The 22,946-nt window shown below is 69.4% G+C and carries 6 protein-coding genes; all 6 read right to left on the minus strand.

Going from position 1 to position 22,946, the window contains the following annotated elements:
• Complete coding sequence (locus P0204_RS05230) at positions 1–9,237, minus strand: BGTF surface domain-containing protein (protein WP_276222289.1); 9,237 nt, start codon at positions 9,235–9,237, stop codon at positions 1–3.
• Between the two features lie 2 nt (positions 9,238–9,239).
• The gene (locus P0204_RS05235; RefSeq protein WP_276222291.1) at positions 9,240–12,893 is read right to left on the minus strand and encodes a hypothetical protein; all 3,654 of its coding nucleotides are present in this window, start codon (positions 12,891–12,893) and stop codon (positions 9,240–9,242) included.
• A complete protein-coding gene (locus P0204_RS05240) occupies positions 12,893–16,453 on the minus strand; it encodes a DUF6603 domain-containing protein (RefSeq protein ID WP_276222293.1) in 3,561 nt (1,186 codons plus the stop codon). Before P0204_RS05240 ends, P0204_RS05235 begins: the two co-directional genes overlap by 1 nt.
• Positions 16,454–16,513: 60 nt before the next feature.
• Positions 16,514–16,660, minus strand: a complete 147-nt coding sequence (locus tag P0204_RS05245) for a hypothetical protein (protein WP_276222295.1) — start codon at positions 16,658–16,660, stop codon at positions 16,514–16,516.
• 200 nt (positions 16,661–16,860) lie between these two features.
• The gene (locus P0204_RS05250; RefSeq protein ID WP_276222297.1) at positions 16,861–19,185 is read right to left on the minus strand and encodes a hypothetical protein; all 2,325 of its coding nucleotides are present in this window, start codon (positions 19,183–19,185) and stop codon (positions 16,861–16,863) included.
• A 130-nt stretch (positions 19,186–19,315) separates the two neighbouring features.
• Entirely contained in the window at positions 19,316–22,420 is a 3,105-nt protein-coding gene (locus P0204_RS05255; protein WP_276222299.1) for a hypothetical protein, read from the minus strand.
• Between the last annotated feature and the right edge of the window lie 526 nt (positions 22,421–22,946).

A 22,946-nucleotide genomic window follows, 5' to 3' on the forward strand; every position in this document is an offset into this window, starting at 1 on the left:
TCAGAACCACCCCGGGAGCTCGTTGAAGTCGACGGACGGAGCGTCCTCAAGAGCGTTGCTCGTGTCGAACAGCGTCGTGCGGTTGTACGCGAAGCAGAGCATGGGTAGCAGGTGGCCGTACGCGTCCATCGCCTCGAGGTCGACCGACCGCATCGACACGAGGTCCATCGTCTCCGCGACCGACTGGCGGACCAGCGCGTCCGTCCACTTCGTCGGCCCGGCGTGCTCGGCGTCGAAACCGAACGCCTCGGAACCACTCGCCCGTTGCCAGTCCGGCGGCGTCGCCAGCAGGATGGTCTGTGGCGCCCGGGTGCTCGGATCGTCGTACTGCAGGCCGAGCCCGATGGACTCCTCCTCGTCGGGGACGCGCTCGACCCACTCGTCGACCAGCAGGCCCGCCACCGGTGGGCCGGAGTTCGACGGGTCGGGCGCGATGGGCGCGTCGAGGGTCGGGCCGGCGGGGGCCTCGCTCGCGAAGTCGACGGCGAGTGACAGCTCGCCGCCGTCGGGCGTTATCCCGTCCCGACCGAGCCAGTCCTGGCCCGACACGTGTGGCAGCTGTCCGACCGTGAGCGTCCGTCGCAGCCCGGGACCGGTGCCGTGGCCCATCCCCAGAGCGTCGGCGTAGGTGCGGACCTGCCGGAACGACGCCGGTAGCTCGCGCAACCGGGCGGCGCGCTGGAGCCACGTGTCGGTCGCGTAGGGGTCGTCTAACAGGTCGTCGTCCGCGAGGGTCGCCCGGAGCTCCGCGACGTTGTCCGGGGCGAAGGGCGGTAGCACGACGAACTCGTCGCCGAGCATCGCCTGGATGCGCTCGGTTTGTCCGTCGACCGTGGGCTCGTCGTTCGACGGGTCCGGTGCGTGGCCGTCCGCGGCGTCGATGCGGGCCTGTGCCTCCTCGCGGACCCGCGTCGCCTGGTCGACCAGAGTCGACTGGTCCTCGGGCGCGCCGCCGGCAGCCGAAGCCGGGACGCTCCCGTAGATGCCGAAATACGAGGCCTGCAAGAGCGCGCGCCGGACCGACTCGAGCGCGCCCGCGCGGAACGAGGCCGACAGGTCCGGGTAGGCCGTGGCGTCGAGGACGTACTCGTCGAGATTGAGAGCCGCGGCCGGTCCGACGGCGTCGAGCGCCGTCTCGTACCGGTCCTCCGCGTCGGCCGCCGACGAGGGGTTCGACCGGTAGTCGCTCACGGCCCCCTCGATGTCGTCGCCGTGGTCGGCGAAGACGTCCCAGACGTGGTCGGGCTCCCCGAGGAGGTTCTCGACGGTTCCCTCCCTGTCGGCTGCCGCGATGGCCTGCCGAAGGTCGGTCACCTCGGTCCGGAGGTCGGCGACGGTCCGGTCGGCCACGAACTCGTCGACGTGGTGCAACAGGTCGTGGAGGTCCACGAGTAGTTGGTCGAGGTCCGGGACGAGGTGGCCGAAGGCACCCATGATCGCCGCGGGATCTGCGAGGAACTCCTCGATCGCGGCGAGATCCTCGGCGTCCAACTCGTCCTCGCGGACGAGGGTCCGGATCGGCGGGCTGTAGGCCCCGAACGCCGACGGGGCGCGGATGTCGGGCAGCTCGTCGAGGCGCTCCAGGCGCGCCCGGACCTCGCCCTCGCGGTGCTTGTCGACGACAGTCTCCAAGTCGGTCGGGTTCGACCGCCAGACGTCCTGCTCGTCGGGGCGGCCCCGGTCGCCGGTCGTCCCGAGCAGTTCGGTCAGCCCGGTCCACGCGACCGGGCCGACGGCCTCCCGGACGAACGTCACGAGGGAGGCGAGGTCGAGAGACTGGAGGTCGAGCAGGGCCTCCACGGCGTCGCGGTCGTCGCTCGTGAACGGCTGGGGACTCGACCCGCCGAGGAGGGTCGACACGTGGTCCATCAGCGCCTTCTCGTCGCTGGCCGCGTCCCACGGCGACCAGTCGGGCGGGTCGACGGCGGCCATCAGCGCCCGGGCCGGCGGCGTCGTCTCCGGGTCGGCCGGCGGTTCGGGCCACGGCTCCGCTCCCGGGTCGAGCGTCGGCGCGACCTGATCGAGCCACAGCAACAGCGGCAGGTAGGTCTGGTCGGCGACCACCGACGCGAGGCCGGGGCCGCCGGCGGACTCGGCGGCGTCGACGACCCGACCGTTCGCCGCGTAGACGGTCCCGCCCGGGATGCCGGTCAGCGGCCCCTCGATAGAGGTTACGCGGATGCCGTGGAAGACGGCGCCGCGGTTGGCCCGGCAGTACAGCCCGACTGCACCTTCCCCGATGGCCCCGTCTTCCACGTCGAACAGCAGGTCGCCGTCGAGGAAGCCCCGGATGCGGTCCCCGGCGGCCTCGACGGTGACCTCGTAGGTCTCGCCGACCTCGTAGCCCGTCTCGTCCGCCCAGAGCAGTTCGGGCTCGCCCTCGACCTTGCGGACCAGCCGGCGGTACTCCCGCTGGGCGTCCATCGAGAACCGGTAGAAGTTGTCCGGGTCCTGCGCCCGGACGAGGACGCCGATGGCGTCGTCGTCCTCGGCGGAGAGCTCGACCGTCGTCCGGTAGTCGGCCCACTCCTCGTCGCCGATCACCGCGACGGCCCCCGGCGCGTTGATGGGCGGCCCCTCGAAGCCGTAGAGGTTGCTCGTCTGGCGGAGTACGCCCGTCTCGTCGTCGAACACCCAGTTCGAGGATCGCTTCGACAGCGGGGGTTCGTCGACGAACTCCCAGTCGTCTGGCTCGGGGTCCTCGAAGGATCGCGCCAGCAGCTCCTCGCCCTCGGTGCTCGTCTCCGACTCGTCCGGGGTCGCGGCGAGTGCGAACGCCGTCCCCGGCTCCACGTCCGAGAAGTCGAAGGTCGCGGTGAAGGTCCCGTCGGCGTCGGTCGTGACGTCGTCGTCCGTCTTCGGCGCGAACCGGACCGCGTCGGAGTGTGGGTACGCGGTGACCGCCAGGTCGGTCGCGCGGTCGACGTCGGCCTGCCCGGCGACCGTCTGGCCGGTCGCGTCGTCGAAGACGACGTCGACGCCGGCGGACTTCGCCGGCCCGACCGCGACGTGGTCGGTGACGGTCCGCAACTCGTCGTAGACGTCGCTCGCCACCTGGCTGTCGAGGCGGTCGGTGACGTCGAGGACCTGCTGGACCGGTGCGGTCCGCCGGAAGCGCCCGAGCGCGTCGTCGACGGCCGCCATCCGGTCACAGACGTTCGGGTCGGCGGCGAGGACGTCCGTGCGGTGCTTCAGGAGGTCCCGCACGTCGGTCAGCCGCTTCTCCAGCAACTCGGCGTCGGTCTGGAGCCGGCCGCTGGCTGGGAGGAAGCCCTCCCCGGCGGCGTCGCCGGGGTGGGTGAAATCCGTGGCGTTCGCCGGGCGGGCCTCGCCCACGAGGTCACGGATCGATCGGGACACCTCGATGTACTCGGCGAGACTGACGTCGTGGGCCGCCGTCGTCTCCCCGAACTCGATGTCGAGCGTCGCGTCGTCGGGGACCGGCGGTCGGTTCGACGGTCGGTTGCGGAACGCCCAGTAGCCGAAGCGACGCTCGATCTGAGAGTCGCCGGCCGCCTCGACGCCCTGCGTGAGCCAGACGGCGTCGAGGGGCGTCAGATCGAGGTCCTCGAGGGCCAATCCGTCCTCGAAGGCCGCCGAGAACTCCTGGGAGTCCGGGCGGGCGGGCCACGCGCGGTAGAACACGACCGGCCCGCCCCCGGACGGGAGGTCGGAGAACTCCAGATCGAACCCGTCGTCGGTGACGGCCGCGACCGAGACGGTCGCGCCCGCCGTCGGTCCGTCGGTGCCGGCGGTCACCAATTGCGCGACGTCGTCGGTCGCGTTCGTTGCGCCGCCGCTCGCGGTCGCGCCGGTCGCCAGCGACCGCTGGATCCCGGTGCTGGTGGCGGCGCCGAGCGAGAGCACGGTGTCGACCGCCGACACCGACGACGAGACCGGCAACCCGTCGGACTCGCCGGTCACGCCCGCCACGACCTCGACCTCGACCAGCCCGGGCCGGAAGCCAACGTCGACGGCCGTCTCGGTCCCGGACGTCGACGCGACGTGGCCGACGGCCGGGCGGTGGGTGTGGTGGCCGGTCGGGGTCTCCGGCCGGGGGGACTCGACCGCGACGTAGGTGACGGGCACCGCGCCCGCGTAGGTGGTGTCACTCGGGGCACCGACGTGGACGCTCGCACCGGAGGCGTCGACGGACTCGACGTCGAGGCGGAGGCCGGCGTCGCCGTCGCCCGCGTCGATGTCGAGTGCGGCGTCGTCGCGCGCCGAGACGCGATGGTCGCCCCCGGGCGCGACCGTCACGCCGACCGCGTGCTGGTCGAACGCGTCGCGGTCGTCCGACCGCGCGAGGGCCTCGCCGCGGGCGAACCCGAGCGCGTCCGGCGTCCCGTCGCCGTCCGCGTCGACGGGGAGCGCCGCGGAGAACAGCACGTGGTCCGGAACGAAGTCGTCGGCCGGCGCGCCGTCGCCGGTGAGGTCCACCTGGTCGAGGTCGCCGGCCTGCTGGGGCGTCGTGTACTCGCCGACGCGGACGCTGGTCGGGTCGGCCAGCTTCAGCGCCCGGTAGGTGACGGTGACCTGATCCGGGCCGTCACTCGGGGGCGACACGTCGGTGAACGACACCTCGAAGCCGTCCTCGGTGGTCGCGACGACCTGGCCCTCGATGGTGGCCTGCGAGCCGGCGAAGTCGACGTCAACGGCCCGTGTCGTCGACGTGGCCCGGGTCACATCGCCCGCGGCGGTGACGCTGGCCGTCGTCGCGCGCTGGACCTCGGGGTAGGAGCCCCCGGCTGCCCGGCGGAAGACGCCGTGGCTCCAACCGGTCGTGTCGGTCGCCGCCGCGCCGTCGCCGGTCGCCCCGGTGACGGCCGCGAACAGGACGACGTCGGGCTTGAACCCGACGTCGACGGTGACCGGCCCCGCCGTCGGCGGGGTCTCGAAGCTCCCGACGGCGAACTCCCGGTCGCGCTCCCAGATGAACCGGCCGGTCCCGCCGATACGGGCGGGGTCGGGCAGCAGGTCGCCGGCCCACGCGTCGAGGTTGGGCTCTGCCTCGTGGCGCACCTGGATGCGCTCTTCCCCGGTCGAGTTGCCGGTGTCGGACACGCCCGGCAGATCTTCGGGGTCGAGGAGGTCCCGCTCGGACGGGTCCCACACGTTCGGGGGCTCGTAGGACGTCGCGTTGCCGAAGGCCAGCAACAGTCGGTGGCTGACGCCGGTCTCGGAGCGCGGTGTGTCGAGGGCCGTCGGCTCGGGCGGCGCCTCGACCCGCGAGAGGCCTTCGAGGGCCGCAGCCGCGCGCTCGGGCCGGCCGTGGGCGAGGTGGTGGACACCCTCCGCGAGCAGCAGGTCGTGGACGGCCTCCATCGCGGCGTCGATATCGCCCAGGATGCTGCCCGGCGCCGCCGGGTCGTCGGGCCCCGACCCGCCGATGGCGTCCTTGATGGCCGACTCCTCGCCCTGGGGGAAAGTCGTGCCCACCTCGGACTGCAGGTCCGACCACAGCGTCCCCTTCTTCCAGAGCCGGTAGACGCGCATGCCGTCCACGACGTCACTCTGCTTCGACTCGTCGGACGTCCCGCCGCGGTCGAGTTTCCCCTCGACGGCCGGCGCGAGCGCCCGGAAGTCCGCGATGTACGTCTCGAGGTCGGGCGTCGAGGCCTGGGTGCCGACCTCGCGGAGGCCCCGCTCGAAGCGGTAGCCCAGCATCTCCGGGAGGTCCAGGCCGGCGCGGATCCCCGCCAACAGCGGGCGGGCCAGCCGGACCTGCTCGGGCGAGCAGTCGACCGCGAGAGCGTCCGCCGGGCTGGTCCCGCCCCCGGCGCTGTCGTCGGTGCGGGCCTTGTGGGCACTGCGCAGCACCGAGGCGGTAGTCGCCTGGTCCAGCGACGGCGCGAGCAGGTACTCGGCGTCGGGACCAGACTCCTTCGCGAGGTTCTCGACGAAGCCGAAGGCGCCGACGTGGACCTCGTCGGACGCGTCGACGCCGGCGCCCCGGAGCTCCTCCAGCCGACGAGTCGCGACCGAGGTCCACCACGCGTCGAGGCGGTGGCTTGCGAGGTCCATCGTCTCCCTCGTCAGCCGGCCCAGCCGCTCGGAGTCGACCGTCGCGAGGTGCGACACCGAGTCGAGGAAGCCGGCGAGCGCCGGGTCGACCGGCGGGTAGCTGTTCGAGGCGGACAGGGCAGTCGTCTCGACGACGTCCCTGAAGTCCGAGTTCCCGGTCAGCTTCGGGTGGTCGGCGTACGGGTCACCGACGTGTGCCGCCGATCCGGACGGGACCGTGTCGGTGAACCGGTCGAAAATCGTCCCGTCACCGGGGTCGTAGGAGGTCGGCTCGGCGGGCACGTCGGGCTTGTCGTGGTAGTAGATGGCGCCGAGACGGACACGCGACGCCACGGCGGCCTGGAACCCCGCGAACAGGATTGCCTGTCGCAGTAGCGACGCCGTCGGGTCGTAGTCCGCGGAGTCGGTCGTCGGGTCGAGCGCCGCGATGACGCTCCGGGGGATGGACGCCGAGGACGACGGCGACAGCGAGACGTCCTCGTCGGGGTCCGTGCCGAGGATGCGTAGCGCGACGTCCGGCCACGGCGACTCGAACACGTCGCCGACGGTGTCGAGGAACGTCGTCACGTCCGCATCGGTGACGGGCAGGTCCTCGGCGGTCAGCGACGCGCCGAGGAACAGGAGCCGCGCCATGCGGGGGAGAAAGCCCGACAGCCCGGCGTCGTCAAGGGCAGTGCTGGTGTCCTGTACCAGTTGCTGGCGGAGCTGCGGGGCGTCCGGGTCGTTCAAGGGGTTGTCCTCCCCGAGCAGCCACAGCCGCCGCCGGTAGGTCGCGGCCGTCGCCTCCATCGACAGCATGTCCAGCAGCCGGTCGTCGGACAGCGCGGCGTCGTCGGTCACCGCGGGAACGTCCCCGGCCCAGTCAAGCCAGTCGTCGCGCAGCCACCACAACCGGGTCAACAGCTCCGGACCGAACGTCTCGTCGGGAATGTGTTTCACCTCCGGCGGGGTGTAGCCGGCACTCGACCCGTCGGTGCCCGTCTCGGACTCCTCCCATTCGAGGGGCGAGCGGTCGTCACTCCCGACGTCGACGGGCGAAACCGGCAGCAGGCCATAGGGCTGGGCCCCCGCCCGGAGGGTCTTGTACGGCCCGCCAGCGCGCACGTACTCGACGAAGTGGTCCCGGTAGGTCTCCAGCCACCGGAGCAGCCGTGGCGGCCCCTCGACCGAGTCGCTCCGGCCGGTCCCGAGCATCGGCGGTGTGGCGTGTTCGTCCTCGTCCTCGTCGTGCTCGTCGTCGTTCTCGCCGCCCAGTGGCACCAGCAGGTTCCGGACGTAGTAGCCGATGGTGGCGGGCCAGAGCGCCCGGTTCATCGCCCGGGCGTCGGTGTCGCGGGTGTCGCCCGCGCCGCCGACGTGGTCGAACGTCGCCGGGTCGACGCCGAGCGCCTCCGCCAGCCGCCACCCGTCGGTGCCCGACCCGGCCAGTCCCGGCCCGGTCGCAGTGTCGAGGCTCGCGGCCGGGTCCCGGGTCTCCGACCGTGCCGAAGGCTCGTCGGCGTTGTTCGTCGGCGTCCCTGGATCGAGCAGTTCGAGGCCGTCGGTGTGGTTGGTGGCGGCGAGGAGGTCCGACAGCGCCTCCGTAGCCGCCTCGCCGTCCATCGACGTCTTGAGCCCGAGGACGACCAGCTTCGAGAAGCCGTCGCCGGTCGCCTCGAAGTCCTCGTCCGGCAGCGGGACCCGTAGCCCCATCCCGGCCCGCTCGGCCTCGGGGAACTCGGTCATCCACTCCATCTCCCGGGTGGCGTCGCCGTCCCGGGCCACCGTCTCGGGGCTCGGGCCGACGGCGAGTGGCTCCGTGACGGGCGGGCCCGTCACGCGCCGGACGTGCTCGGTTCCGGCCCGGCGCTCGAGATACCCGTTCCCGGAGTCGCTCCACCCTGTCTCGACCTCCTGGTCGTCGTCGGCCTCCCAGTAGGCGAGCGCGACGAACCGGTCGGGGAGCAGCTCAGCGCGTGGCGTCCTCGTCCACGATTCGGGCCGGAGGTCCACGTCGGGAAAGTCGATTGGGTCGACGGTCTTGAGGGGCGGGTCACCCTCGTCGAATCCCTCGCGGAGCGCCCGCTCGAGGTCCTCGTCGTCGCCGACCTTGTGAGGCGACAGCGCCTCGACGACGTAGGCAGCCCGCTCCTCGCCGAACCGCTCGACGCCCTGTGCCCAGACGCGCTCGCGGACCTCCTCGTACCGCTGGCCCGGGTCTTCGGAGAACTCGCCGGCTTCGAACTGCTCGACGATCGACTCCGCCGCCTCGACGGAGTGCTCGTCCGGGAGGGCACTCGGGGACTCGAAGCTCCCGTCCGCGTCCACGAGGGCCTCGGCGGGGACGATGCCGGCGACCCAGAGCTTGACCCAGTACTCCCGTCCCCACGCGTACTCGTCCTCGGTGAGCTGGTCCTCGTGGGTGTCGACGTGCAGCTGCTCGGGGTAGACCCGCACCAGTAGCTCGTCGCCGTCGAACCGCGTCTCGAGGCGGACGGGGAGCATCGCGATGGGGGCACTCCAGTCGAGCTCGACGAGGGCATCGGTCTCGCCGTCGTCGACCAGCGCGGCGTCGGCGTCCGCGAGGGCCGCGACGTGCCGACCGACCGACTGCTCTAGCTTCTGCTTCGTGCCGTCGACGTCGACGATGGCCGACAGCGGCTGGTCCTCGTCCTCCGGTCGTTCGAGCTCCCGGGTCCCGGCGACCGCGAGGTGGGCGAGGTCGACCAGCACGCCGACGACGATGAGCGCCCGGACGTGGGCCTGTCGATCGTCGTCGTCGAGCAGCTCGTCGTACGCCCGGACGACCCCATCGGCCTCCTCCTCGTCCGCGGTTCCGTCGACCGCCTCCTCGACGAACGACAGGAGTTCGTCGGGCAGGCCGCCGTCCTCGAACTGGAGCTGATCGGGAGACGTCACGTCGACGTCCGGCAGTTCGAGCTGTCGGAGGCGCTCTCGCAGGAGCGCCTCGACATCGGCCCCGTCGTACGCCCGCCCGAGGTAGGCGAGGCTGCGGCGGCCCTGGGTGTGACGGCGCAGGAGCCGCGCGAGGTGGGATTCGAGCTGTTCGTCGGACCGCTCGCGCTCGGCCCCCCGGACCACACGCTCGACACGGGTCCGCAAGGTCGACTGCACCATCCGCAGGTCCACGGCAGTCCGTTCGCGACGGTCGAGTTCGTCGCGGAGCTTCTGTACTTCCGTTCGCGTCTGTGTGAGATCGGGTTCGCTGGACATCGTCAGTTGCTCACCCCGTTACCGGACGTCGAGTCGTTACAGTGGACTCCCCCGGTACCGGGGAGCAGGTCGTCGGCGTGGATGGCGATTCGCACCGGGCGCTGCCACGTGATGTACGCCATGTGCGCGCTGTTCAGGCCCCAGGTGGCCTCGTCCTCCTTGTCGAGCGTTGGATCCTGGACCGCATCCGTCGCGCTGTCGGTGACCCACTGGTTGGTCTTCTTCGTCTCCCAGCCCTCCTGACCGGGCACGTCCTTGTAGACGGAGATGTTGTCCTTGCTGTCGAGGGCCGACTTGCTCTCCACGAGGTGGCCCCACGACATGCCGCTCCAGCCGTGTTCGGGGTTCTCGTTCGGCTTGTCGGTGTCCGCGACCCCGGAGCCGTCGTCCGGATCGTCGTACGAGACGCCGTTTGGCCGCTCGCCGATGTCGCCCTGGTTGACGTCCAGTCCGAACCGGACCTCGCCGGGGGCCTCCTCCATCACGAAGAACCAGCCGAGTTCGTCGACGGGGTCGCCGTTCTCGGTCCCGGTGACCCAGCTGTCGCCCGACTCGCCGAGCGACTTCGTGGGCTCTGCCCCCTTCGCCTCGTCCGGCGTGAGGTCGAACCCGAGGAAGTTCACGTCCGGGTCGAGTTCGCCGCGGAAGACGGGGAACCGGTGATAGTCGGTGTCGACCGCGTCGTCGGTCTCCTGCTGGGACGCCCACTCGGGTACCCGCTCGCTGCCGCTCCCGTTCGTCCGGTCGACGCACTTCGCCTTCGTGGCGTAGATGGTCGTCTGGGGGTACCGCCGCAGCAGTTCCCCGCGAATCACGACGACCACGTTTGTGGTCGGCTCGGAGCCCTGCCCGGGATGCTGTGAGCCACCCCCGCCGGCACCGGTCATGATGTTCGACCCCAGCTTGCTCGTGGGCTTCTCGTCCCACGTGTGTATCTCGGTGATGTCCTTGAGGTCGTCGGGGTCGTCGGGCTTGGGGATGCGCGCGCTGGGGTCCCAGAACTGGCGGAAGTACGACCCCCGGCGGTCGGTGGGGAAGCCCCGCCAGAGCAGTTCGTCGGCCATCTCGTGGTTGAGGCCGGTCATGAACGACTCGATGAACTGCGGGTTGGTCGAGAGAGCGCCGAACGTCTCCCGCGGAATCTCCTCGACTCCCGGCAGCAGGTAGTCCTCGGAGACCTCCTTCAGGTCCCGGAACATCGGGTCCGGGAACTCGGGGTAGGCCATGACCCGGTCGAAGGGATCACGCCGGCCCGCCAAGGTGAGGCCACCGAGGCGGCTCTCGGCCCGCTCCCGCAGGGACGTGACCGGGTCGACGGCGTCGGCGACCGACCCGAGGTCCGGTCGCTGGGCGTCGCCGGTCCCGACGTCGGGATCGCAGACGAGGCCGGCACTGTAGTCGTCGTCCGACCCCGTGGCGACGTCGAGGTAGTCCCTGACGTCGGCGATGGCGACGAGCAGGTCGAGGACGTCCGTCTGGGCCTCCCGTGCGTCGTCCGGACCGTACCGGTCGTCCTCGCCGGGGTCGATGAGGTCCCGCTCCGCGATGGCCGCGAGGCGCTCGTACAGCTGCTGAGCCAGCTGTTCCGTGAACTCGTCCGAGACACCCGGCAGGTTGTGGTCGGCTTCCGCCTCGGCTACCGCCACCATCAGGGGTTCCAGCGCGTCAAGGAAGATCCAGACGTCGTTCCACCTGTTCTCCGCCCTCGAAGCGAGTTCGGCGGCCTCGTCCCGGTCGAGTTCCCCGCCGAGTAGCTTGGCGAGCAGGTTGAGGATGTCCTCGCAGACGCCCTCCGTCTTCGAGAGCCGTTTCAGGACCTCGTCCACCTGCGGCCGGTCCTCGTCGTCCTGCTGGTCGTCGTCGTCGCGCTGGCTCTCCAGGCTGGCACAGAGTTCCGCGAGTTCGACGTCGTCCTTCTGGGCGGTGATTCCGCCGGGACCGTCGTCGGACGACACGACGGACGTCCGGCCGTTCACGACGGTTTCGAGGATGCGCCCCGCGTCGACGGTCCTGTCGAGGCGCCCGGCGAGCCGGCCGGACCCGCTGGTGAGCCGCCGGAACGGGGCCGAGGTCAGCGCGCGGGGGACCGACGAGTCCTCGAGGTAGGCGCCGACCGTCCGGCCGTCGGGGGCCAGCACGCGGTCGTGAGCCGGGCCGGTGAACTGCGCGGTCCACCCCGCCGGGGTGTTCTCGAGGCTGCGGACCTTGGTCTCCATCGCCGCCCGCGAGAGCTGGGCCGCCGCGAGCAGCCGGTTAGCCTCGCGAATCTCGCCGACCTGGTCCCAGGCGGAGGCCATCAGCTGCTCCTGGTTGTCCCGTACGATGGAGGTGCCCACGGCCGCCGCGAGCCGGTGGCCGGGGTGGAGGTTGAGCGTCGAGAGCCACTGCTCGTTGCTCGGCGGGGTGTCGGGCAGCGTCGTCGTCTCGGCGTGTCGACCGCCGTAGATCTGTGGGCCGACCACGTCGTAGTCCTCGTCCGTGAACTCCTGGAGGGCTGCGGGCGCGTTGAGGAGCTCCCGGAGCTTCGCCCGCGTCTCTTCGGTGGCGTAGCTGCCGGCGGAGCTGTCCTCCTGACGGAGCGCCCCGCCGAGCCTGACCGTCCGGTCGTCGTCGGGCAGGCCCCAGAGCCCCAGCGAGTCGGGGCCGGGGTCGGTGGCGTCGACCTTCTCGAACCCGATGTCGTACTCCTCGCCGTCGTTCAGGTTCCGGGGCTCCAGCTTGCGGGCGAGGGACTCGAAGTCGCCCGTCTGCCCCGTCGTGAACGTCCAATGGTGGTACACCGGCAGCGTGACGGTCTCGTCGCCACTGCCGCCGTTGACGCTCGTCTTCGTGGGATCCCACGAGAGCGCCATCTTCCCGTCGTCCCGTTCCGGGACCTCCTTGCCGAGGCCCGCCATCCGACCGGCCTCGAAGACGGGGACGACGGCCGCGACGTACTTCGTGCTCCCCTGCAGGTTCCGGGGCGAGACGAGCCGCGAGCGCGTGAGCGTCGACTCCGAGCCGAACGCCTCCTCCAGTGTCCGACCGTCGCTCTCCTCGGACTCCGCCCTGGCCTTCGCGTCCGGGCTGCCGACCGTCTGGGCGTGAGCCCACGCCCACGCCTCGTCGAGGGGCGGGAGCTCCGCCACCGGCGCCTCGATGGACGGCAGGGGCTTCTGGCCGGCGGGTTCGATGCGGGTCTCCTCGGTCCGCTCGACGACGACCAGACAGAGCCAGGGCAGGCCACGACCCTTCGGGTCCGAACTGCTGCCGCCGCCGTTCTGGGTGGTCTGGGTGTCGTCGGCCACCGGGCTGAACACCCACGGGAGATCCGGGGCGTCGAACTCCACCGTCGCGAGGTAGTTCGGCGGGTAGTTCGTGGTGTCCTCCTCGGGCTCGCGGCGCACGACCTGGTTCTGGTCGATGCCGTCGACGTGCTCGGGGCCGTACATGTCGATGGAGACGTTTCGCTCCTCGGCCGGCGTCCCCGGGGCGTCGGGGGTCTCCACGTCGAAGTTCACCGTCAGCGACCCGCCAGCCGTGATCGCCGGCTTGCCCTGTGCGTCGTCGGCCGAGTAGTTCTGGGTGGGCGGGTAGCCACGCCGGACCACCGGGAAGAACCGGTACTTTGTGTCCGAGTCCGTCGAGGCGTCCTGGGGGTCGAAGTCCTCGGGCATCAGGACCCACCTCCCCCGGTGCCGCCGACTTCCTGGACGCCGACCACCTGCAGGTCGTCGCGGGCGACGTCGTTGGTGGTGGCGGCGTACTGGCGCATGGCGTCTCTCGCCTCGACCCGCGTCTGCCCCGACTCGGGGTTGCCGTCGAAGTCGACGCGGCTCAGATCGGACCGCTTGACGACGACGAACTGCTGGTCGTCGACGCCGACCTGCTTGGACGTGTCGTCGGTCCTGTAGGCCGCCTCGCCGCTGGTGCGGGTTGGAGCCGTCGCCACCGCGCTCTGCTCGGCGAGTTCGTTGCTGACCGCGAGATCCAGCCGGGTGTCCCAGGAGTCGTCTATCGCGTCGATGTCGGTCCAGTAGTCCTCGTTCTCCTCGTCGACCACCGACGCCTCGTACTCGAGGGTCGCCCACGACAGCAGCGAGCCGTCGTCCGACCCGGCGTAGTGGACGATGCCGTTCTCGACGGTCCGGCCCGCCGGGAGCATCTCGAAGGCTTTCGACTCCAGCTTCTCCGAATCCGACATCTTCTCGAACTTCGCCGGCGCGAACTTCTCCCTGAGTTCCGTCTGGCTCGACAGGTTCTCCCCCGAGCCCGTGACATCGAGGTCCGAGAGGGCGAACCGCTGGTGCTTGGGCTTCGCGTTGCCGTACTTCTCGATGGGCACCCCGAGCGGGACGACCTGCTGTCGAACGCCCATCTTCCCGAGGGGGTGAGCGAGCAGGGGCCCGGAGCCCTGGGGACCGCCGCCGTCGTCGCTCCCGGCGTTCGGGTCGCGCAGGGTCACGAGGTGGCGACCGCCCTCGGGTTTCTGGACGCTCCAGTTCGCCGGCTTCTCCAGTTCGTCCGCGAGTTCGGTCAGGACGTCGGCAGTCGGGAGCTCCTCCGAGCCACCCGAGGAGCCGAACTTGGCGTCGACCGTTACCGTGACCGAGATGAACAGGATGTCGATGCTGAGTTTGCCCCGGACGCGGTAGGGCTGTGGCCCTTTGAGGGTCCCGTCGAGTTCGAGTCCCAGCCCCTTGCCCTTGATCGTCACCGAGATCTTCGCGTAGAAGTCGACGACGAACTTGAAGGGGTTGAACTTGAACAGCGCGTCGAAGCTCAGCTCCCCGTGGACCGTCGCCGGCCCGAACTCGCCGTGGAGCAGTGCGCCGGCGCCGACCTGGAAGGTGTTCGGCGTCACCGCGACGTAGCCGGTGTACTCCAGCCGGGGGTTGCCGCCGGGTGGCGACAGCGACGCCTTCACGCGGTCGAGTTTCGGGAACCCCTTCGGCGGCGAGTACCGCGGGTGGAACCCGCCGACCGAGAGCATGAACCGCGAGTCGTCGCCCCACGAGGCCCGCATGGCCATGTCGCCGGACAGCGTCCACATCACCAGCCGGGAGTCGTAGAGGGAGGCGTCGATGGCCAGTTGCTTGTTCGGGATGTCGAGAACGCCCACGACGGCGAGGTTGATGTCGATGAGCGCGACCTCCTCGTCGGGCAGGTCGAGCATGAACTTCCCGAGCAGTGCGATCTTCCACGACGGGACGGCGACGAGGACCCCGAGTTCAGCCTTCACGATGACCGGCGTGCCCCAGCCGAGGCGGATCATCGGGCCGAAGACGTGGCGGTCGGCCTTCGGCGGGAAGATGGTCCGCAGGTCCGTGATGATCTGGTCGGAGTTCTCGACGACGTTCTCCGGGAACAGTACCGAGTCGAGATTGCCCGACCGGACCGCCTTGCCGAGTGGCTTCTTCTTGAACCCCCGGTGGACGCCGGCCAGCCCGCCGATACCCGTCATCACGAAGCCGAAGCCGAGCTGGACGGGCGGTAAGTCCGCCGTCACGAGCAACAGCAGCGAGTAACCGTCGGTCCCGGGGACCTTCGTCTTCAGCAGGCCGATGACCTTCAGCCCCCAGTTGCTGAACTGGAGTTCGAGGCCGCCGGCGTAGCGGTGCTTCTCGGGCTCGAATAGCAGGAAGCCGCCGCCCGAGACCGGCCCGGCGTCGATCGAGAGGCCGATACCGTCCGGCGGGCGGAAGCCGAGTTCGACGTCGACTGGGCCGAGGTTGCCGTCCTGGCCCTCCGGGAAGGAGAGGTCGGCCTGGACGCCCATCCGCTTGACGTTGCCCGCAAGCGGGCCCAGCGTGATCGACGGCGAGGTGGCCGCCTCGACGGCGACGTCGCTGTCCTCGCTCGTCGGGTCGACCGCGAGGTACAGCTCCGAGATGCTCGCGAACCCGAGGTCCAACTGCATCGGGATAGTCGCCTCGATGGCCCCCCCACCCTCGAAGTACAGGCTGTCCTTCGTCGAGTACCCGACCGTCGCGCCGAAGTCGAACTCGACATCGTCCGTGAGAACCTTCTCGAGGAAGCCCCCGGACGGCGAGACGACGAACCGCCCGGAGGTCGGCAGCTCCACCTTGAAGATCACGTCCTCGCCCTTGTAGTCGACGACGGCGTTCGCCCCCGCCGACAGCATGTCGAGGCGCGTCCCGTCGGGCTTGCCCAGGAGGGTCGTCGAGCCGTCGCCCGAGCCGGTGTACTCCAGCCCGGCCTCACCGTGGAGCTTCGCGGGCGGGGAGCCCGAGTCGAGGTTCACCATGCGGGTGTTCAGCGAGCCGCCGCTCGTGGGCTGGACGCCGAACCCGCGGTTGCCGATCTCGCCCGAGCCGGAGACGTTGAACGTGAAACTCCCGAGTGGTACTTCCGTGCCGGAGCCGACGCGACCGAACGGGACGATGGCCACCCCCGGGAGCGCGTCGGTCTTCGCCGGCAGCGGCACGAGCTTGAACCCCGCGACGATGCGGGTCCCGTTCTCCGAGTATGAGATGATGGGCACCCGCAGCTGCGGGTCGAGGTCCGCCTCACTCTCGACCGACAGGTTCGCGATGTCGTTCACGCCGGTGAGCTGTTCGACCTGCCCGGACGGCGGCCCCTCGATGGACGCCGGCACGCCGAGGTCCCAGAACGCCTCCTTGAGGTAGTACAGCACCACGAACGCGAGGAAGTCCTCCTGGTCCGAACCCCAGTTGAAGACCTCCTTGGGTACCTTCGCGGGGTTCTTCGCCGCCATGGGGAAGATAGAGAGATCGAGGTCGCCCGCGCCGGGTCCGTCGCTCTGCTCGATGACCCCGAGGAGCGACATGTAGCTGTGGACGCTCCGGTGGTAGTTCTGGAGGTAGGTGACCAGCAGGTGGTCCAGCAGTAGCTTGCCCAGCTTGTCGACCTCGACCTCGACGTTCTGGAACTGGATGTCGTCGAGGGTCCGCAGGCCCTCGAAGACGCTCGCGACGGCCTCGATGACCGCCGGGAGGTCGTCGACGGACGGCTCGTCGGCCAGCACTGTCTTCGCGAGGACTCCCGCCGGTTCGGCGATGGCCGAATCGAGCGCGGAAGCCAGCTTGTCGGCCTCCTCGCCCGCGACGGCCTCGTCGAACCCCGCCTCGGAGAGGAAGTCGGCGACCCCTTCGGGCCCCTCCTCGGCCGCGTTCGCGATGGGTTCGACCGTCCGTCCGAGTTCCCGCGCGAGCAGTTCGGTGGTGTCCGGCTGCTCGCCGTCGGAGCCGCTCATGCTGGCCCCCGTCGACGTCGGGGGCCGTCGAACCTCCGTCCGGGACCTCGCCGGTTCCGCTCAGTAGAATCGGTCACGGGTCCCTCCTCGCTGCCCCTCGGAGGGCCGGTGGTCGGATCGAGAATCGGCCGACTGCTCGGCACCGAAGCCGAAAACGTCCGTCCTCCCTGGCGACCACCACGCCCGTTCGACGTTATCGACTGGCATACCTGTTACTCAAAGAGAATGAACTTAATTCTTTCCAAGGTTGATCCCGGTCCGTTGAGCAACGGCGCGTCGTTGAGTTTAGTCCGGAAGACGGTCCGATTCATCGGAATATCGTCGGAACTGGGGGGTTGTGGCGGGCCCCGGGCCACCGCTTCCCCGTCCGAACGGTGAGTCCAAGGCAGGGAGGGGCACCGCCGTCGTCACACGGAGGTACCGGTGTACACGAGGTTACTGAAGGAGGTCCAGCCGATGAGCTGATCGCCCGGCGTGGCGACCTTGGCTATCTTGGACCCGTCGGGACCGTTCCGCGCCTCCTTGTACTGGACGTATATGCCCCAGCTCAGCTCCCAGTACCCGTCTACGTCGTCGTCGTCACTCTCCGCGTAATGAACGTCCACGCTGTCCTCCCAGAAGGACCGCAGCGGGTTGCTCTCGTCAGTCGCGGGCTGCAGGTCCTCATCCGGCGTGTCCGGCTTCGGCTCCCGGAGCCACGCGGCGCGGCTGTCCACGCCGTAGATGCCACCCTCGACCTCGGTCCCGGCTTCAGCCGGGGCGGTTGGACAGTTCTCGAAGTACTCGGCTGGCTGCTCGTCGTCCGGACTCAGTCCCCGGAAGTCGTTGTGGTGTTCGTTCGCGTCCGCTTTCGCGTCCTCCGGTGCGTCGCTGTACGCCCACGCGTCCCCGGCGTCTCCGATCCACGGGTACGGCTTGATGTCGACGTGGAAGTTGTTCCACTGGCCGCCCACACCGGTCCGGGGGTCGCAGGGGTTGACGCCTTCGGGGCTGATGTCGTTGTAGTTCTCGTCGACGAGGGCGTGAAGCGCCATCTTCGCCAGCTCGACCTGGTCGAACCCCGGATTCCGGTCCGGGGAGAGGTTGGCCTCGTTCGTCCACCCGAGCACGTTGCCGCTCCGGTCCTGGACCTTGACCACCGAGTCCCCGTCCGGGTTCGTGGCGCTGTCCCCTGTCTCCTCGACCTCGGTCCCCTTCGTTATCTTCCAGATGTCGGTATCAGTGTGTTGGGTGACCGATCCGGGAGGGCTGTCCCCGTACCAGTTACTGTACGCCGAAACGTTCACGATGTCCTGGGTGAACGTGTCGTACGCGGGGTCCGCGTCGGGGTCCCGGAGGTACGCCTTGTCGTTATCGATCACCTGGTACGTCGTCGACGCGAAGTCGATGTCCGCCCCGCGCCCGGAGCAGTGCTCGCTCCGCGTCAGGTCCTTGTAGACCGGGTCCGACTGGTCCGAGAGGGTCAGTTTCCACTCGTAGTCCTCTGTGTCGCCGTCGCCGTCCGTGTCGACGCTGTGTGGCCCGGGCTCCATGCTGTCGATGGTGCTCTCGTCGTCCGGCCAGTCGTACGTGTCGCCCTCCCGGTTGTACTCCCAGTGCCGGTACCCCGATCCGATCCTGAGTGAGTACTCTTCGTCGGCGGCGGCTTGTTCGTCGTTGACGTGCTCGCGTAGCTGCTCCAGGTAGCGGACGAACGCGGGGTCGATGCGGGCCCGTGTGAACTCGGTGTTGCCGCTCTGTGCGTACTCGCCGACGGTGAAGTGCTCGGACAGTTGCTTCTCGCGGTGGTCCCCACTCGTATCCAGCAGGGGGTTGCCGCTGTAATTGGGGTCCCAGTGCTGTTCGCTCAGTGGCCACTGGTTGTCGTCCCGCGCGTCGGCCCCCCCTACCACGGGCAGCGTCGCCCCGCTCGGGAACGTGACCTCCTCGGCCGTCCCGCCACCGCCGCCCGCACTCCCGCCACCCCACTCGGGGATACGCAAGCTCCCCTTCTGCCAGAAGGAGTGCTCGGGTGGCTCCCATGACGCGCCGCCCGTCGTCGATACGAACCCAAGCTGGCCCAGCAGCCACTCGTAGTGCTCGTAGCTCGTCTGCTCGACGGCGATGTTCCCGCTCGTGCCGTTGATCAGGAGGTCAACGACGAATGCTCGCCAGAGCACATCGTTCTTTTTCCACACCAGCGCCGCGTCGCTCGTCGGGTGGAGGGTGACCTCGCCGGAGAGCAGCCCCCGGCCCCCGCCCGCGTCGACGCCGATATTACCGAACGCCTTCTCCCACTGCTTGGGCGTCAGCGGCTCCTCGGTGGCGAAGTGCGCGGCGAAGAAGCACCCGGCCGTCTTCCCCGAGGTCGGCTCGTCGCCGAGTGGTTCCGGGCCGTTCTCGCCTTGCCTGGCGAAGATGTACATGTGGGGGCCGTGGGCCGGCACGCTTTCGACCTTCGTGATCCAGATCATCGAGAGGCCGATGGCGCCGCTGAGGTCCATGAACGGCGGCAGGAGGTGATTCGCCGTCGTGCTGACCTCCAGCTCGAAGCCGAAGGCGCTGATGCCAGCGTCCGCCAGCTTCCCGAACGCGTCGGCGTCGACCACGTTCTCGACTTGCTTCCGTATCGCGTTCGCGTTCTGGTATCCGGCGGGGCCGACGGCAGACTCGCCCTCGAGCCGTCCGACGGGGAACTCCCGGAAGACCCTCCCCCCTTCGGTCGGCGTCTCGGGTTTCGTGTCCTGAGCCATGAGTGGAGGTAATCACTCCTGGTGTTGGAGCGTTGACAACTTAAGCGTTGGGCAGACGACGAGTCGGCCCTCCCCCCGCAGTCGAACACGAGGGTCGAGAGGTTCGTCGTCCAGGGGCGCTTCGCCCGGGTCAGTAGAGGTTCCCCATGTTGGTCCAGCCGATGCGGGTTCCGTCGCTGGCGTGCTCTATCTCGATGATAGCGACGCGGTTCCCACCAGACGTGTAGCTGTCACGATCGGTGACCGTGACCGGCGTTCCCTGGTCTACCTCCCACGTGTTGGGGCCTTGGTTGACGTACGCGAGGGTGTTCCAGTTGTTGTGCAGCGGGTTCGCCCCCGTGACGGGCGCGTACCCGTTGTTGGGGTCCCGAAGCCACGCCTGACTGCTCTGTATCACGTGAGTCGGCGTGCTCGACTGGGGCGCGTCGAAGTCGAAGGAGTCGCGGTCCTCCGAGAGGAGGTCGTCGGCGGCGCCGCTCCGATCCGGCGTGACGCCGTCGGCGAGATCGGTCGCCGAGAACAGCCGATAGCGGCTCTCGTGGTTCGGGTCGGTCTGCCACCCGATCCAGTGGGGCCAGTACCTGACGACGTCGATCCGGCCGATACCGTCGTTCGTCATCTCGGTCGCGATGTCGTCGACCATGTCCGCCTCGTGCTGGTCGCCGCTGTTGCCACTCCAGTCGTTGGTCGAGAGGTCCTGGTTCCACCCGTTCCACGCGTTGTCGACGGCGTCCCCGAGCGTGTTGCCGCCGGTGTCGATGACGTGGGCTGGGCTCTTGATGTGCCACCGCAGGACGAGCGCGATGCCCCGCTCGGAGGTGACCACGTCGCCGATAGTTGCCGGATCGCCGCCGTCGTTCGGGAGGTGGGAGACCCCCGGTGGCCACAGCGTGTTCCGGATGTCGCGGATGCGGAAACGGGTCATGTCCCACATCCCCTCTCGGTACCCGTCGACGGTTCGACCGGCCATCACGAACCGGGAAAACCAGTGCCAGCCCCGGAAGTAGTCGCCGTCCCGGCGGTGGACCGGCTCCCGGCTCACGTTGCCCCCGCTCCCGCGGTAGGCCAACGTCAGCTTGTCGGTGTAGTTCCGGAGGCCGTGGTTGAACAGGTCGCTCCCGTTGTTCCCCCACGCGGTGTCGGTCTCGACGCCGAAGTGGCCGAACGCCTCGTCGAAGGCGTTCTGGTTGCTCGATTCGAGGTAGCTGATGTACGCCGGTAGCTCGCCCTCCCGCAGCTCGTCGTCGGCGTGGCCCGAGGCCGGCCCGCCCTGCCCGTAGAGCTCCTGGGTCGGTCGCTTGATCTCGTTCCGCCATCGGTTGTAGCCCCAACTACCGAACTCCTGACTGGGGTTCCGGCCGGCCGCCCTGAGTGCCAGGGTCCAGTGACACGGACCGATGGACACGATGGCCGTGTCCCAGGAGTTGACGTCGTCGAGGTACCCTTCACACTCCAGTTCGGAGGAGGCGCGGACGATCTTGAACGTCGAGAGCGTGTCGGTCCCGGAGCCGCCAGTTTCGAGTGGCGTCAGGTTGACGTTGGTGCCGACGATGTTCTCCGGCAGCACCTCCCCGGTCCGGGGCCACGTCTGGTCGTAGTCGGGGTCGGCGTAAGGCCCGCCGTACGTCTCCCTGTAACCGCTGGAGGTGTTCGCCATCGTGTCCCGCTCGTAGTGCCCGACCACGTACGCCGCCGGGCGGGTCAGGTTCCCGGTGTCGATGGCCGGGACGTCGACCGCGGTCGCCGATGCGCCGTAGTACTCCGAGAAGTCGGTCACGAACACCGAGTCGTCGGTGGGGTTCGACGCGTGCTCCAGGTCGAGCCGCTGCCAGAAGTTCTGGAAGACGACCCTGCTGTTGCCGCTGGAGTCGGTGAAGGCGTTTTGGTAGTCCGTCTCGTTGCCGTTGCTCACCGCGTTGTGGGTCTCGGTCCGCACGGTGTCCTCGTCCGTTATCTTCTCCATCACCACCGGACACCGCCAGTCGTTGTCGAGCCAGTACTGGATGCGTTTGGCCGTCTCCTCGTTCAGGACCCCCGAAACGTCCCCGTCGTAGGTGGCGTCGTTCGCGACCGCTTCGAGGTTCTCGACGTAGCGGTCGTTGCCGCTGCCGGTGTGGTGGGCGACCGTCTCGCGCTGTGCGTGTATCTGGAACTCCCGAACGGCCCACTCGGTCACGGCACGGAAGTCCCCGCTCGCGTCCCCGGTCGTGAGGGTCGACTGGCTGCCGGGCTCGAAGCTGTAGTTGCTCCGCTGGCCGGACGCGACCATCCCACGGAACCAGAACCCGAGTTCCCAGAGGTCCGACTGGAGCTGTTTCACGTGGTCCTCGCGACCGGCGTTGCCGACGGTGACCTCGTAGTAGAGCTCCGAGCCCCCGTACTCGCCCAGGCCGGCGACGTCGCTGAGGGGGTCCCCACCGCCCCCGCCGCCCCCACTGCCACCCTCGCCACCCCACTCGGGGACGAGCGTGTCGCCGTTCTGCCAGAAGGGGTGCTCGGGCGGATTCCACGAGCTACCGGATATCCCGTCGACGAACCCGAGCTGGCCGAGCAGCCACTCGTCGTGCCGGTAGCGCGACGCCGTGATGGTCGGGGCCAGCGCGTCGCTCCCGAGGGAGAGGTCGGCCGCGAACGTGTGCCAGACGTCGCGGTCGTCCCACACGAACACCGAGCCGTCGGCACCGTACATGGTGGTCTCGCCGGAGAGGATGCCACTTCCGCCGCCAGCGTCGACGCCGACCGTGCCCATGGCGCGGTCGAACTGCGAGCGGTCGAGCGAGACCGAGCCGTCGCCGAAGTGCGCCACGAAGAACGACCCCTCGACGGTCTGGGCGGGGTTCGGCGCGTCGGCGATGGGCTCGGCCCCGCCGGTACCGGCCCCGTCCTCGCTGTAGTTCGCGAAGAGCGTGACGTGTGGCCCCCGGTCTGCCCCGTCGTCGGCCCCGACCAGCCAGACCAGGGAGATGCCGATAGCGCCGTTCAGTGATCCGAACGGGGCGCTGTTACCGGCCTGAGCGTCCACCTCTACCTCGAACCCGAAGCCGTCTATCTCCGCGTTCGCAAGCTGCGTGACGGCTGCGTCCGTGAGCGTGCTTTCGACCTGAGCGCGGATGGCCTCCGCGACCTGGTACCCGCTGGGCGTGTCGCTGGCCCGGTTCTGTAGCTCGCTGATCGAGAGGTGTTTGTACACCCGACCGCCCTCGGTCGGGTTCTCGGGTTGGACTCCCTGGGGCATCGGTTGTTTTAATTATTTGATTCTTTTTGGTGTTATCTATATAACATTTTCCCAAGCGGTGGGAACGGTCCTCTCGTTGCTGCCGGTCTCGAAGGGGAGCCGGTACGTCACGCCCAACGAGATCCACCGACTCTAGGATGTGAGAGCGCAGTCGCGCATTGAGGCTGCGGATAGACGCTGTTCTCACGCTGTTGCAGGGGGTAGCTCACCCCTTTCGGGCTCTCGACCAACTCCCACGACAGCACCACTCCCGTTCGGGTGACTGCTACGGGTATCGCCATCATGCTCGGATTGAGAGTTGCGGACTTCCCACGTATCGGTACTATGACGCGCCGCTTCCGCAACTTCCGTCCTGCTCAGATCCGCGACACCGACAGGCTCCAAATGGACGTCCCCGTGATCGCTCACACGGTGGCGTCCGGCACACGCCAGGTGACCCCGCGCCCCTCGTGGTGACCTCGGTTCTGGAGCGTATGAAGGTGCTCACGTACCTGCCGTTCGGTGATGGAAACACTATCGGCGATCT

The organism is Haloarcula halophila (genome assembly GCF_029278565.1).
Taxonomy (GTDB): domain Archaea; phylum Halobacteriota; class Halobacteria; order Halobacteriales; family Haloarculaceae; genus Haloarcula; species Haloarcula halophila.

Excerpts from the sequence above, each read along its gene's own strand:
- P0204_RS05255 (WP_276222299.1), bottom strand. The coding sequence starts at position 22,420 with ATGCCCCAGGGAGTCCAACCCGAGAACCCGACCGAGGGCGGTCGGGTG.
- P0204_RS05245 (WP_276222295.1), bottom strand. The coding sequence starts at position 16,660 with ATGCCAGTCGATAACGTCGAACGGGCGTGGTGGTCGCCAGGGAGGACG.
- P0204_RS05250 (WP_276222297.1), bottom strand. The coding sequence starts at position 19,185 with ATGGCTCAGGACACGAAACCCGAGACGCCGACCGAAGGGGGGAGGGTC.
- P0204_RS05240 (WP_276222293.1), bottom strand. The coding sequence starts at position 16,453 with ATGAGCGGCTCCGACGGCGAGCAGCCGGACACCACCGAACTGCTCGCG.
- P0204_RS05235 (WP_276222291.1), bottom strand. The coding sequence starts at position 12,893 with ATGCCCGAGGACTTCGACCCCCAGGACGCCTCGACGGACTCGGACACA.
- P0204_RS05230 (WP_276222289.1), bottom strand. The coding sequence starts at position 9,237 with ATGTCCAGCGAACCCGATCTCACACAGACGCGAACGGAAGTACAGAAG.